The following is a 13,227-nucleotide window of genomic DNA, read 5'->3' as shown; positions in this document are numbered from 1 at the left end:
ATCAAACGATCTTGTAAGCTGTATCTTAGAAAGATGCGTTCCAACGGGCAAGGTGAACCGCCCTAAACTCCTCAACTTGATCGTTGAGGATCGCCTGACGCAGATCTCGCAACAATTTTTGATAAAAGGCAATGTTGTGCAGAGAAATCAAAATAGGCCCCAACATCTCTCGAGACATGAATAAATGCCGCAAATAAGCCCGACTATAGTCTCTTGACCCAGGGGAATCACATTCAGGGTCCAGAGGATTGGGATCTCTGGCATGTTTTTGATTACGTAAATTCACCCGTCCCTGACTGGTAAAAGCCATCCCATTTCGCCCATTTCTGGTCGGCATCACACAATCAAACAGATCCACGCCACGGATAATCGCCTCGATCAGGTCAGAAGGGCGGCCCACCCCCATCAAATAGCGGGGTTTCTCCACAGGCAGCATGGGGGTCGTGAAATCCAAAGTGGAGTACATATCCTCAGGCTTTTCCCCCACACTCAAACCGCCGATAGCGTATCCTGGAAACTCCAGGGGAAGTAAGCCTTCAGCAGAACGTTCTCGCATCTTCTGATCAGTTCCCCCTTGAACAATCCCAAACAGCGCCTGGTCATCCCGTTTCTGGGCATCCCGGCAACGTGCAGCCCAGTTTGTGGTGCGATCGACGGCATCCTGCATTTTTTCCAGCGGCACATCATGAGGCGGACATTCATCCAGACACATAATGCAGTCTGCTCCCAACTGTTCCTGAATCTTGACTGCCTTTTCGGGTGATAATTCGAATAAGCTGCCATCGATATGAGAACGAAACACAACTTGTTCATCATCCATCTTAGTTAGCTGGGCCAGACTGAAAACCTGAAACCCGCCACTATCAGTTAGAATTGGGCCGTCCCAGTTCATGAATTCATGCAGCCCACCCATCTCTTCCACAATCTCGGCTCCGGGACGTAGCGCCAAATGATAGGTGTTGGCCAAAACCTGCTGCGTTCCGACCTGTTTGAGTTGCTCAGGCAGTAACCCTTTCACCGATGCCAAAGTTCCAACAGGCATAAAAGCAGGGGTATCCACGATTCCATGCGGCGTATGCCAGCGACCAACACGTGCTCCGGTCCGGGAATCGGTATGGATCAGTTCAAATTGAAAATGAGACACTTTAACTTTCTCTTCAGAAGAATACGTTGTTAATCATAAATCAGAGGATGCGGAAACGGGCATGTCAGACATGCTGCAAGGCATCGTTAAGTATCCCCAGATACCAGAAAGCGATCCGGAAGACAACAAAGATGATAAATGCCGCAACCAGCGCCCAGATCAGCCAACCAAGAACCGCAGCCAATGTCGCCAGACTCCGCTGTGCATCTTCCTGAAAACGCGGACTTAATCGCTGCAACGTTTCCGGAATGGTCCCAGATGTCTCCCCCACATCCACCATATGAATATATTCTTCTGTAAACAGATGCGTTTCCGCCAAGGCCTCCGTGAGATGCTCTCCGTCGTTGACCGCGCCGTTCACCTGAGGAATTTTCGCAATAAATGCCCCATTTCCCGTTGCTTGCAGACTAGCTTTGATCGAATCCAGAATATTCATTCCGGCCTGCTGGGTGAGTGCAAATGCCCAGGAAAATCGGGCAATCGCAAACGAACGCATACAGCCGCCCACAACGGGAATTTTCAGAAACAGACCATGAAAGTAACGTTTCCCGCCGAACAAACGATCTAACACCTGATAAGCGACAAACAGGACAAAAATCGAACCGAACGTACATGTCAGCCAGATCATCGCGCCACTCGGACCTGATAAACCCAGCCCCAGCACATCCATCGGCTGCCCGCCTTGACCACTGGCGATCAGCCCCAAAATAAGAATCATCAAAGCAATCACCAGAATCGCCACAGTAAACTGAAAGACAGGCCAGGCGATGAGCCGGACAAAGTTTTTCCGCATTTGCAATAGATGATCGTAGTGTTCCGACAAAGCCTTTAAGACTTCGGGTAACCCGCCACTCTGTTCCGCCACACTGATCATATTCACCAGTAGTTCAGGATAGAAATCGCCCTGTTTCCGCATGGCTGAGGTGACATCATTGCCGGATTTTAATTCGACTGTGATCTCACGTACGGATTGCTGCAGGCGGGAATCACCGATTTTTTTCCCGGCTAACTGGAATGCTTTGGTAATTGAAACCCCCGACTCCAGCATCGTACTTAACGATCGACAAAACAGCGACAATGATTTCAATGAAGCGCGTGCTCTGAACATGAAAACAACTTTCAGGGAATCGAAAAGAAACAGACAGGAAGCCGAAGAATACTACTTGAGATACTGTTCATTATTGCGAATTACGACATATCTGAGAGTGACAATCTCTTCCACATTGCGAAAAAAAAGAAAATTTGTCAGAGTGAACCCTCGGTAGACCAGATTTGTTTAGTTTTATCGATCTTTGGAAAGATGCTTGATGGATTTTTTGCAATTGGCTGGAAAACGGATTCTGATTTTTGGAGTCGCCAACCGAAAAAGCGTTGCCTATCAGACCGGCAAAGTACTGGAAGAAGCAGGCGCGGAAGTCATTTATGTCGTTCGCTCTGAAGCCCGCAGAGAATCTTTATCCAAACTGCTCAAACACGCACCGATCTTTGTCTGTGATGTGGAGCATCAACAGGAAATTGACCAGTTAGCCACAGATATCAGTCAACAATACGACGTGATCCATGGCTTAGTGCATTCGATCGCCTTTGCTGATTACTCCGCGGGCTGGCTTCCGTTTCACCAAACACCGCGGGCTGCGTTCTTGCAGGCAGTCGATATTTCCTGCTTCTCATTAACGGCGCTTTCAAATGCATTCAGTCAGCTTCTTGATCCAGAGCAGGGGAGTGTGGTGACCATTTCCATCTCAACCACGCGGATGGCTGCCGAAAACTATGGCTATATGGCCCCGGTCAAAGCGGCGTTGGACTCCTCTATCTGTTTTCTTGCCAAATCCTTCTCCAACTTTTCCAAAGTCCGCTTCAATGCAGTCTGTCCCGGCCTGCTGAAAACATCTGCCTCGGCCGGCATCCCTGGTTATGTCGATAGTTACCTGTTTGCGGAAAAGGCAACCCTCCGCAAGGAAGCAGTCCAGACCAGAGAAGTCGCTGATACCGTCGCGTTTTTACTCAGCCCCCGCTCATCAGGGATTAATTCCCAGGGAATCGTCATTGATGCGGGGATGGGAACCAATTATTTCGACAAAGAAATCGTATCAGAGCAAACATAGCTTTTAAAAAGAAAAAAGCCGACTGAATCAGTTCCAGTCGGCTTTCTTGTTCACATCACTGGCTGACCAGTCGAGCCACAGCAATGTTTTCAATTATCCGTTTTTGCGTTAGGGCTTCTTTCTCCCTTTTCTGCCTGCACCTTTAGGTCCTTTACCAGCACCTTTCTTCGAACGGTTCTTCATCATTTCTGCTCTGGCAGCCTTACGCTCTTCTTCGTTCAGCTTGCCATCACCATCTTTATCAAACTTCTTAAGCATTGCTTCGCGGTTGATTCCAGGACGGCGACCTTGCCCCAATGTCTTGCGAGCTTCCTGACGTTCCGCTTCGCTCAATTTTCCGTCGCCATCTTTATCGAACTTCTTGATCAATTCTTCACGGCTCATTCGAGGTCCGCGTTGGCCCATTTTGGCTTTCTCAGCTTGAGCGGCTTTGCGTTCGGTTTCGTCTAATTTCCCATCGCCATTCTTATCGAATTTTTTGATGAATTCTTCCCGATTAAAGCCCGGACGGCCTTTCCCATCACCCCCTTTAGGACCATTTCCTTTGGGACGTGCTGCTCTGGCTGCCGTACGCTCTGATTCACTCAGCTTTCCATCACCATCTTTATCAAACTTCTTGAGGATTTCTTCACGGCTCGGCCGTTGGCCTTTTTTTCCTTCTTCGGCCTGGGTAACTGAATTTCCGGACAAAACAGCCATTCCCAATACAAATGCTGATACTGCTAACAGGCTTACTTTCATCAAGGCAACTCCTCATGCACTAAAAAATAGGAACAGGAACAAGTTCCTGTATCTGATTGACTTCACAAGAAATCAAACGCGTCTGGAAACGATTGGTTTCGCAATTTCTCAAAAAAACTCTCTCGATTCACAATCTTTCAATGCACGATCCCCTTGTAAATAAAGCATTTGTTAAAAAATCGTTTCACCAAGCTGACCTTGCCACAATTCCGCTTCTCCCATTATGATGCGTGGCCCGCTGGCATTGCCTGTTCAAACAAACCCTGAGTTCTTAGTGATTAGACAATTCGGATGAGTTCACAGCACATATTATCTCAACTGAATCAAATTGAAGCCAAACGGATTTGTATTATCAAACCCAGTGCCCTCGGTGATGTCGTACAGACGCTGCCCATTCTGCCGGTCCTGCGAGAACGCTTCCCCAACGCCGAAATTTCATGGATCATTCGAGACAGTTTTGCCAATCTGTTGGAAGGGCATCCGCACATCAATCACATTATCCCCTTCAGCCGACGGAGCTCAGTTCGTTACTGGTGGAGCTTTCTGAAAGATCTGAAACAACGTCAATTTGATCTTGTGCTTGATCTGCAGGGATTACTCAGAACAGGCATCATGACCACAGCGACACGTGCTCCATGGCGAATTGGCATCGAAGCCGCTCGTGAAGGATCTCATCTGGCCTACAACCTGACGATTCCCGATACCGGACGGTTGGTCCCCGCATATCTGAAATATTGGCGCGTTGCAGACGCGCTGGGACTAGGTGAAACCAAACGACAAACAGACCTCGCTCTCAGCGAAGAAGATCTGAACTGGGCCAAAAGCAAACTCTCATGCCAGGAAAACCGGGCTCCCACGCTGGCAATTCACGCCGGCGCACAATGGATTACCAAGCGTTGGCCCCCCGAAAGTTTTGCGGCAGTCGGTGCGAAAGCAATCCGTCACTTCCGCAGCAATATCGTTCTGGTGGGAACCGCGGATGAACGACCATTGACCAATCATATCGAACAATTGTTGCACAAGTTCGTGCCAACCGGCAACGTGATCAATCTGGCTGGGGAAACCACACTCAAACAACTGGCAGCGGTGCTCATCGAGTCCGACTTCCTGCTGACGAATGATTCCGGCCCGATGCATCTGGCTGCAGGGCTGGGAACCCCCGTCACAGGCATCTTCACATGCACCAGCTCACTTCGCTCGGGACCACCGGGAGATCAGCATGAACTTGTTTCAACCAATGTTGACTGTGCAGGCAGCTATCAGAAACGCTGCCCCAAGCGCGGTCCACAAAATTTATGCTGCATGGAAGAACTGGAAATTGGTCGCGTCTGGCAAGCGCTGTTCCGGTTGATTACCAGGCATTCAGCGCAACGAACCGGGAAAGCAGCATAAGCCGGTCTTCAAGGTCGCCTGAGTTCGTAATAGCGACTCAAGACCCGAACCCGGTAAATCTGATAGGCAGTAATCATCCCCAGGATCGCCAGAACCATTCCATAGATCACGGGATATTGCCACAGCTCTGTTAATTCAGGTCGCGACAGCACCAGTACTGCAAACGCCAGTAGGGATAATACAGTCGTGAAAAAGACCAGTCTCACATAAAAGAACAGCCCTGCGGATACAATCAGCATCGGATAACCTATTAATAAAATGCCAACAGGGGAGTCTGCCAGAATCAGCAAACCCGTCAACAACGAAACATCGGCGGCTACCCAACAATAGCGTACTTTTTCCTGATTTCTGAAGTGATCCAGGCCCCATTGAAAAAACAGCGCCAGAATTCCCCACAGGCAAAAGAGGGTCATAATCTTAAGATGATAGTAAAAATCCACCCCTTGTGTTGAGTAGACCGTCTGAATGATCCCCGTTGAAAGTACGATTGCCGACAGCCGAGAGACTAAAGCGGGCTGCCTGCGAAACCAGCGTTGAAACGCATGCCGTAATCCAGCCGGTTGTGCCTGAATCGGTTCTCCGGCAATAAAACGCTCCAGATCGTCAGCCAAATCACAGGCAGACTGATAGCGCAACTCTGGATCTTTTTCCAGACATTTGAGACAGATCAACTCCAAAGGTTGGGGGATGTCTGAATTGAGCGAATGAGGCAGGGGAGGCTCGCCTTCGATCACAGACACCAGTGAATCCAAAGGACTGTTTTGTTTGAATGGTGAAACGCCAGTTAAAAGCTCATAGAGAATAATCCCCAGACAAAAGACGTCACTACGGACAGAAATATCATCCAACTGTCCTGCAGCCTGTTCGGGTGACATATAACCGGGTGTTCCGACGATCGTTCCACTCTGCGTGTGCGCATCATGTTCAGCCCCCTGAAGAACTGCGTCAAACACTTTCGCCAGACCAAAATCTGTGACATAAGCCATTCCGCTTTCGTCAACCAGAATATTGGACGGCTTTAAATCACGATGAATGATCTCCTTGGAATGCAGATACTCAACAGCTTTGGAAACCTGCTGAATCAGAGAGGCAACCTGAATAAAATCAGTTTGTGATGACTCTGAGAGCATCTGGGGGCTGGTGTTCGCTAACGAACCTCCAGAAATATAATCCATTGTGAAATAATGCTGCCCCAGATACTGGCCCACTTCATGGATCGAAACAATATTTGAATGCTGTAAACGACCCACTGCCTGGGCTTCCAGATAAAACCGTCGCACTTCTTCTTCTGAAGCAAACTGATTGCTCAAGATTGTCTTTAACGCAACAATCCGATTTAAGTCTTTCTGGCGTGCTTTGTAGACGACCCCCATTCCCCCCCGGCCAAGTTCTTCCAGCAATTCATAGTTGCCGAACTCGGGAGTCTGTTGAAGAGCCGATCGGCCGGAAGAAGAACCCGGTAGCAGTTGGGTGGCATCATCGGGTCCGAGAGCAGGCGTTTCTTGATTTCTGTCTTCTGCATCCGGCGCCAATCGTTCGAGTGAATCCAGGCAGGCCATCAAGTTTTTCAATTCCGGATTTACTGCTCGTAACCCGTGACAGCTTTCCTGATCGCTGTTCTGTAAGTAATCGAGATACTGGTTCAAAACTTCAATTACTAATTCTGACTGATCATCCTGCTTATCTGTCACCGGTATTCCTGCTCTCTCTGTTTCTGCATGCTAAAGATCATCAGTAAGTCAGTTCATGAAATCACACACGTTCCATCAGTTCCTGCAACTGGTTTAAGGCCCTCAACCACAGCATTTGCACTGCGCCGGGACTGCGATGCATGCGTTCCGCGACCTCTTTGAATGAAAGTCGTTGCAGATTCCGCAGCATAATCACTTCCTGGTAATCGGGGGGAAGCTGTGCGACCGCTTCAGCCATCAGAATTTCCTGCTCGCGGTTTAACAGAATGCGGCTGGGCGTTTCCGTCTGATCTTTCAGATCCCAATTGTGGGGCGTTGCCCCAACAGAATCTCCTCCCGCCTGATTGATGGAGAACTCCCGTTTCACATCGCGTTTGGCTGCCCCTTGATATTTTCTGGCAAAATCCAGAGTGTTGTGATTTAGAATCCCGCGCAACCAACCCAACCACTCGGCCTCTGTCTGGCCTTTAAAATTCTCGAACCCCTGATGGGCTTCCATTAATGTCTGTTGCACAAGATCTGATGCATCAAACTTGGTACGCATCCAGCCTTCGATTTGAGCGCGGGCGATAATTGAGACATAATTGCGGCATTTTTGCAGTAATTCGTTCTCTGCAGCACGATCCCCTGACCGGGCTCGTTCTATCAGCGTTTCAAAATGTGACTCAGACATAGTTGCGCCTCGGAGCCGGTATTTCCTACGACAAACCTGAAACGGATCACAAATGAAACCATCTGGAAAAAGGCCACAACGAATTTCGACAACTCATCGTTTTTTGTATTTGTGACTTGCCTCTTTGAGAAGTTCCCGTTCCTGATCGGTGAGACTCGCTTCTCCTTCGCGGCTGATTTTTTCCAGAATCGCATCCACTTTTTCATCCAGCCCGGCCTTAGACAGTTTCGTATCGGGCTCGGAATAAACTCGCAGGTTCTTACTTCTGGCAGAGCGACTGAGTTTAAAGCGATTCCACTTCTTCTGAAAGCTTCCTGTCAGGTGCCAGCCAAAATACTTATAGGCTACCCCAAACGCGGCGCCTCCCAGATGCGCGAAGTGGGCCACACCGTCGCTCTGCGGATTAATAAATCCAAACACATCGACGGCTGCATAGAGCACGGCCAGCCAGCGCAATTCAATCGGCAAGATAAACATCAGCAGCACGGTCATCCGGGGGTAAATCATCGCAGTCAGAAAGACGACTGCCATCACCCCCCCGGAAGCACCAATCACCGGGTTAGGGCTAATGGCGATCTGGCAGATACCACTAATCACGATGCCCACCAGATAAAATGCCAGAAATTCACGTGACCCCAGAATAGGTTCGATCGAACGACCAAACATCCAGAGTACAAACATATTAAAGAAAATATGGGCAGGATGCTGGGGGGCATGACAAAACCCATACGTTATAAATCGCCAGATCTGCAGAGAAGTGTCCCGATTTAATGCCAGAAAATTAAGAATCGAGGGAGAAGATATCTCAAGGAGAAACACAGCAATATTGGCAATAATCAGATACTTGATGGCCCAGCCACCAGATGCCATTCTGAAAGAACCGTAACTTCCCCCACCACTTTCATGCCGCAGGTAATCCCGGCTCTCAATCCCCATTGCCAACCTATCCTTGCTTGTCTTTTCGTAATCAGGGGCGTTCTGAGAGTCTACGCCCGCCTTCCATGCTAATCAGAATCTAACAGATTAAGATCCTGCCGGTTTCTGCTGCGGTAGCTGTTTGGTCAGCTTACTGACTTCCTGTACCAGATCCAGCTGTTTTTGATAGACATTCAACAGATCACGCCTTAAACGATCTGTTTCCTGGAACTCCTGATTTCGCAGTTGCTCTTCTTCTTCGAGGCCGGCAACGAGACCTTTTCTTAATTCGATCGGCAGGACTTCATCCTGTGGTGCATTTTCAGAACCTACCAATTCGCTCACTCTGGTTTCCAGGCGTTCCTGAGCTGCCGCCAGTAATCGATTCAAATCCTGTATTCGATCCTGTTTTCGTTTGAGCTGTTGCTCGCGCTCCACCAGATTATCCCTCAAGGTTCTTATGGCAGAAATATAATTGGGAGGGACTAGAGCTCTTAAGCGCCAGGGACCATTCTTCCACGTCGCAACTTCGCCTGCTTGAGGGGGATTGACGGAAATCAACTGGGCACCGTTTGGCTGCAATGCATTCACACGGAATGCCCCCACATAGCTCACTCCATTCGGCTTGCTCTGATCAGGCTGGAATGCAAACACCACTGGTTGTACAGCCGGATCGTCTCCCTGCTGCGCCGATCCCAGACCTTGATTTCCACCAATATTGACCTGGATTTCACCCGTCTGCTGATTGGCAACGGTCACATTCGCATCCCAATACCGGTCCCACCCCAGCATCAACTGAGTTAAATCATTGCGAAGTGTTTTACTTTCCGCCTCTTTGGTTTCGAGTTCGGCCTCATTCTTCTGAATTTGCGCCTTGTTTTTTTCAACGCTTTTTAACCAGCTACCTCGGACATCAAGCATCTTCGATGTCAGCAGCACAGCGCCTACCGCTGCCAGAGCGACGAACCAGGCCAGGATAACTCCAGATTTATGCATCTTCTTTGAACCTTGATGAAATCGAACGAGCGCAGCTGCCTCGTCATGCTATTTCGTATTATGCGAACTCAATATCGTTATATTTTATGGATTTTCTCAGCTTATACTTTCAAAATGGCCCGATTCAAGAATCTTCATTGCCATCTTGTTTATTACATCGTCCACAAATCCTGTGAGAACGAAATTAAATCCTGTAGTATCAATTATTCTTGCGCATCCCGACCCAGACAAGCGAGAGGCCTACGAATCGTTAAGAACAACAGACAGGACTTTAGTTTAATGATAAGTCCCTCTCTAAATCAGGGTCAAGCAGAAACCATAATTATACACCTTCTCTTAGCGGGATAATCGCTAAAACCCACAAATGTGAATCATTATTAGACTCTGATCGCCCCCCAGAACAGACGCCCAGCAGTATTGGAACCAGCAAACTGGTCTCGATTCTGCTTGAAAACCCAAACTTTCTATCCCCGGATTCCGTGCATTTTCCTGCAAGATGACTTATAAAACATCCTAAATCGTTACAAATCGGGGAACATCGAAGCAGAATCCCTGCTTTCAATTTTCTGCCTGTGTCTCATCCGACGCGCATCTAATTTTTGATTGAGTCCAACAACGCGAACCTTTCTGTAAATTTGTCATCATTATCTATAATTCATCAAGGGACACGACAATGTCGACGGTCACAGTAAAACGATCTGATCTCAAAGCCGGGGAAGTTTTATGCAGCTATTGCACAGCACGTTGTTGTCGCTACTTTGCCCTGCCGATCGAAACTCCTGAAAACTGGGAAGACTTCGATCATATGCGGTGGTATGTCATGCACGGCCATTGTTCCATTTTTGTTGATGAAGATACCTGGTTCCTGATGGTGTATGGCGACTGCAAATACCTGCTGCCCGATTACCGTTGTGGCAACTATGAAGATCGTCCCAAAATTTGCCGTTCTTACACAACAGATGATTGTGAATACGACAATGACGGAACTTATGATCGCTTCTTCGAAACTCCGGAACAAATCTGGGAATATGCCCACGCTGTTCTACCACCGAAAAAGAAGAAACGCAAAAAATCGCAGGCGGCGACGGCCACCCAAAAACTGCCCGTCGTACATATTTAGCACACTACTTGAATTCCATCCTGCATCACATACAAACAACTACAGAGAGATCTTTTACGATCTAAATCGGTAATCACTGTGAAAAAAACATTAATTGAGCCACGCACACTCAAAGGATTTCGGGACTATCTGCCAGCTGCCATGATTCCCCGGGAACAACTGATTGAGACTGCAAAATCAGTCTATCGCAGCTACGGCTTTCGACCGATCGATACGCCCGCGCTGGAATACACTGAGATTCTAACCGGAAAAGGGGGAGAAGAGTCGGACAAGCAGATGTTTCGCTTTCAACAGGGCGACCGAGATGTCGCGATGCGATTCGATCTGACCGTCCCCTTTGCTCGTTTTGCTGCACAGAACATCAATGAGCTGGGAATCCCCTTTAAACGCTATCATGTCGGAACCGTCTGGCGCGGCGAGCGACCACAAAAAGGACGCTACCGTGAATTCATGCAATGCGACTTCGATACCATCGGTACGACTTCCAACTCAGCCGATATTGAGACGCTGTTTATCATTCACGATCTGATGGTTAAGATTGGCTTTACCGAATTCAAAATCCGCATCAACAACCGCATGATTCTGAACGGGCTTCTGGAAACACTGGAATTGCAATCCCAATCCACAGAAATCTTAAGAGCCCTGGATAAACTCCCCAAATTGAACCCGCAAGCGGTCATCAAGGAAATGCAGGAGCAGGGGGGGCTGACGCAACAACAGGCAGAAAAAATCATCTCGCTGACGACCGTTCAAGGTGAAACAGCAGACATTTTGAATTCTCTGGAACGGCAACTCTCCGGAAGCGCCTGTGGAGAGAAGGGCGTCCAATATCTGCGGGAAATCTTCACAGCCACAGAAAGAGCCGGCATTCCCGGTGATCGGGTTGTCCTGGATCCTTCGATTGCGCGAGGACTCGATTATTACACCGGCACTATTTACGAAACGTTTCTAGACGCGTTACCAAAGATTGGAAGCGTCTGCTCAGGCGGACGCTATGATAATCTGGCCGAACTGTTCACGACGCAACAATTACCGGGCGTAGGAGCCAGCCTGGGACTGGATCGTTTGCTGGCGGCAATGCAGGAACTCAACATGCTGCCAGACGTTTCGACTCCGGCCCCGATTCTGGTCTCGCAAATGGACGCCGCTTATACTCCGGAATATCTCAGACTGGCCCGGGAACTGCGATTGAACGGATTCAACGTGGAAGTCTATCCGGACACCAAAGCGATCAAAAAACAGTTCAAATACGCGAATCGGCATGGATTCAAGATCGTGATTCTCGCAGGAACTGATGAATTTGAAGACCAGGTTTGGCAAGTCAAAGAACTACAGACAGGTACTCAAACCGCGGTCAAAGAAGAAGAATTAACTGAATTTGTACGGGGAATGCTCGAATAACATCTCTTCCTCGAATCCTCACATTCTATCGCTGGATGCCTGAAACCCCGCAGCCACTATAGACATTTACAGTAAAACCCCATACCATTCACATAAGATCAGTTCTCATCTTGTGAATTCATGGGGAGATATTCGGCTCATGGTCATCCGTCGCAACCATTACGACGCCGCGTTTGAAGACTACCTTCGTGCTGCAAAAGTCCCCTATGTGGCAGTCGACGAGAAACGCAGAGCCCTGGCGCAAAACGCCTCCATCAAATCGCTGGATTTTATTGTTTATTCACATCAAGGCCCCAATCTTCTGGTGGATGTCAAAGGCAGAACGGAAATCTCTCCAGACCAACGACAAAGTCGTCGCTGGGAGAACTGGGCTACCATCGAGGATATTCAAGGGCTCCAGCAGTGGCAGGAACTGTTCGGAGAAGGCTTCATCTCCGCACTCGTCTTCGCCTATCAACTTCCGCCGAATTCCATGTCTAACAATCTGGAAACCCTGTTCGCCTACAAGGGGAGCCTGTATGCGTTTTATCTGGTCAAAATCGATGAATACCGCTTGAAAATGCGATCTCGCTCCCATAGCTGGCAAACGGTCTTCCTGCACCAGCAGGATTTTCACGAAATGCGACAACCTGTAGATACGATCATCCAATCCTGAATGAAGACGCGGTTTTAATGTCTGAAACGGTTTACTCTGAGTTTCGAATCTTCTATTTTCATTACGGTTTCCATCAGGAATCGGCTTTTCCAGATGCAGTTTGTGAGCCAGACTGATACAATGGATTAGCCGAAAATTCCTTCAGTTCTCTCTAAGCTTTCAGATTTCAATGATTATGAAACGATCTCAAAACATTTTCCGAATCTTGACCGGCTTCGTATCAGTCTCCGGGACATTACTCATTTCTGTGAGCGCTGCACTGGCACAAGAGGGCGAGAAAAAAAGTGGGCTGGTGCAATCATCTCAAACTTCGATCGTCGAATACATTCTGGTGGCAGTTCTACTCGGCTTAGCTTTGTTTGCCATCTGTCGAACCAGCCATCGTTCCTGATTG

Annotated in this window: 13 protein-coding genes; 6 read left to right on the top strand and 7 right to left on the bottom strand. The window is 48.5% G+C overall.

Translation table 11 applies throughout. The features are described from left to right. Positions 1–25 precede the first annotated feature (25 nt). Together tgt and Pan241w_RS12225 are read right to left on the bottom strand one after the other, a co-directional pair. Positions 26–1,144: a tRNA guanosine(34) transglycosylase Tgt gene (tgt, locus tag Pan241w_RS12230; RefSeq protein WP_145215780.1), complete on the bottom strand. Its 1,119-nt coding sequence runs from the start codon at positions 1,142–1,144 to the stop codon at positions 26–28. Positions 1,145–1,208: 64 nt separating this feature from the next. Then, entirely contained in the window at positions 1,209–2,252 is a 1,044-nt protein-coding gene (locus tag Pan241w_RS12225) for a type II secretion system F family protein (protein WP_145215778.1), read from the bottom strand. Between the two features lie 199 nt (positions 2,253–2,451). Between Pan241w_RS12225 and Pan241w_RS12220 the strand changes: the two genes are divergently transcribed. After that, positions 2,452–3,249 (top strand): enoyl-ACP reductase FabI, encoded by a 798-nt coding sequence (locus tag Pan241w_RS12220; RefSeq protein ID WP_145215774.1) that lies wholly within the window; start codon positions 2,452–2,454, stop codon positions 3,247–3,249. A gap of 108 nt (positions 3,250–3,357) precedes the next feature. Here Pan241w_RS12220 and Pan241w_RS12215 read toward each other — a convergent pair whose 3' ends face one another. Beyond that, a complete protein-coding gene (locus Pan241w_RS12215; protein WP_145215771.1) occupies positions 3,358–3,990 on the bottom strand; it encodes an EF-hand domain-containing protein in 633 nt (210 codons plus the stop codon). A gap of 291 nt (positions 3,991–4,281) precedes the next feature. On the opposite strand from Pan241w_RS12215, the gene Pan241w_RS12210 reads away from it, so the two are divergent. Continuing rightward, positions 4,282–5,382, top strand: a complete 1,101-nt coding sequence (locus Pan241w_RS12210) for a glycosyltransferase family 9 protein (protein ID WP_145215768.1) — start codon at positions 4,282–4,284, stop codon at positions 5,380–5,382. An 8-nt stretch (positions 5,383–5,390) separates the two neighbouring features. Here the strand turns inward: Pan241w_RS12210 and Pan241w_RS12205 are convergent, their stop codons facing one another. From Pan241w_RS12205 to Pan241w_RS12190, 4 genes are all read right to left on the bottom strand, one after another. Further along, complete coding sequence (locus Pan241w_RS12205; RefSeq protein ID WP_145215766.1) at positions 5,391–7,073, bottom strand: serine/threonine protein kinase; 1,683 nt, start codon at positions 7,071–7,073, stop codon at positions 5,391–5,393. Between the two features lie 61 nt (positions 7,074–7,134). Next, a complete protein-coding gene (locus tag Pan241w_RS12200; RefSeq protein ID WP_145215763.1) occupies positions 7,135–7,746 on the bottom strand; it encodes a sigma-70 family RNA polymerase sigma factor in 612 nt (203 codons plus the stop codon). A 93-nt stretch (positions 7,747–7,839) separates the two neighbouring features. Then, positions 7,840–8,682: a rhomboid family intramembrane serine protease gene (locus tag Pan241w_RS12195; protein WP_145215760.1), complete on the bottom strand. Its 843-nt coding sequence runs from the start codon at positions 8,680–8,682 to the stop codon at positions 7,840–7,842. An 87-nt stretch (positions 8,683–8,769) separates the two neighbouring features. Further along, positions 8,770–9,657 (bottom strand): hypothetical protein, encoded by an 888-nt coding sequence (locus Pan241w_RS12190; protein WP_145215757.1) that lies wholly within the window; start codon positions 9,655–9,657, stop codon positions 8,770–8,772. Positions 9,658–10,330: 673 nt separating this feature from the next. Here Pan241w_RS12190 and Pan241w_RS12185 point away from each other — a divergent pair. The 4 genes from Pan241w_RS12185 (at position 10,331) to Pan241w_RS12170 (ending at position 13,224) form a co-directional block, all read left to right on the top strand. Continuing rightward, positions 10,331–10,777: a YkgJ family cysteine cluster protein gene (locus Pan241w_RS12185; RefSeq protein ID WP_145215754.1), complete on the top strand. Its 447-nt coding sequence runs from the start codon at positions 10,331–10,333 to the stop codon at positions 10,775–10,777. Positions 10,778–10,855: 78 nt separating this feature from the next. Further along, positions 10,856–12,178 carry a histidine--tRNA ligase gene (hisS, locus tag Pan241w_RS12180; protein WP_232107432.1) on the top strand — a complete coding sequence of 441 codons (1,323 nt, stop codon included), beginning with the start codon at positions 10,856–10,858 and terminating at the stop codon, positions 12,176–12,178. Between the two features lie 139 nt (positions 12,179–12,317). Then, on the top strand, positions 12,318–12,833 hold the full coding sequence (locus tag Pan241w_RS12175; RefSeq protein WP_145215748.1) for an HYExAFE family protein: 516 nt from the start codon (positions 12,318–12,320) through the stop codon (positions 12,831–12,833). Between the two features lie 175 nt (positions 12,834–13,008). After that, positions 13,009–13,224, top strand: a complete 216-nt coding sequence (locus Pan241w_RS12170; RefSeq protein WP_145215744.1) for a hypothetical protein — start codon at positions 13,009–13,011, stop codon at positions 13,222–13,224. The last annotated feature ends 3 nt before the right edge of the window (positions 13,225–13,227 follow it).

This window comes from Gimesia alba (assembly GCF_007744675.1).
Lineage (GTDB): Bacteria > Planctomycetota > Planctomycetia > Planctomycetales > Planctomycetaceae > Gimesia > Gimesia alba.
Note: the sequence above shows the minus strand (reverse complement) of the source record. Positions and strands in the feature narration are given on the sequence as shown.

Excerpts from the sequence above, each read along its gene's own strand:
- Pan241w_RS12185 (WP_145215754.1), top strand. The coding sequence starts at position 10,331 with ATGTCGACGGTCACAGTAAAACGATCTGATCTCAAAGCCGGGGAAGTT.
- Pan241w_RS12190 (WP_145215757.1), bottom strand. The coding sequence starts at position 9,657 with ATGCATAAATCTGGAGTTATCCTGGCCTGGTTCGTCGCTCTGGCAGCG.
- Pan241w_RS12215 (WP_145215771.1), bottom strand. The coding sequence starts at position 3,990 with ATGAAAGTAAGCCTGTTAGCAGTATCAGCATTTGTATTGGGAATGGCT.
- Pan241w_RS12220 (WP_145215774.1), top strand. The coding sequence starts at position 2,452 with ATGGATTTTTTGCAATTGGCTGGAAAACGGATTCTGATTTTTGGAGTC.
- Pan241w_RS12225 (WP_145215778.1), bottom strand. The coding sequence starts at position 2,252 with ATGTTCAGAGCACGCGCTTCATTGAAATCATTGTCGCTGTTTTGTCGA.
- Pan241w_RS12195 (WP_145215760.1), bottom strand. The coding sequence starts at position 8,682 with ATGGGGATTGAGAGCCGGGATTACCTGCGGCATGAAAGTGGTGGGGGA.
- Pan241w_RS12200 (WP_145215763.1), bottom strand. The coding sequence starts at position 7,746 with ATGTCTGAGTCACATTTTGAAACGCTGATAGAACGAGCCCGGTCAGGG.
- Pan241w_RS12210 (WP_145215768.1), top strand. The coding sequence starts at position 4,282 with ATGAGTTCACAGCACATATTATCTCAACTGAATCAAATTGAAGCCAAA.
- Pan241w_RS12170 (WP_145215744.1), top strand. The coding sequence starts at position 13,009 with ATGAAACGATCTCAAAACATTTTCCGAATCTTGACCGGCTTCGTATCA.
- Pan241w_RS12175 (WP_145215748.1), top strand. The coding sequence starts at position 12,318 with ATGGTCATCCGTCGCAACCATTACGACGCCGCGTTTGAAGACTACCTT.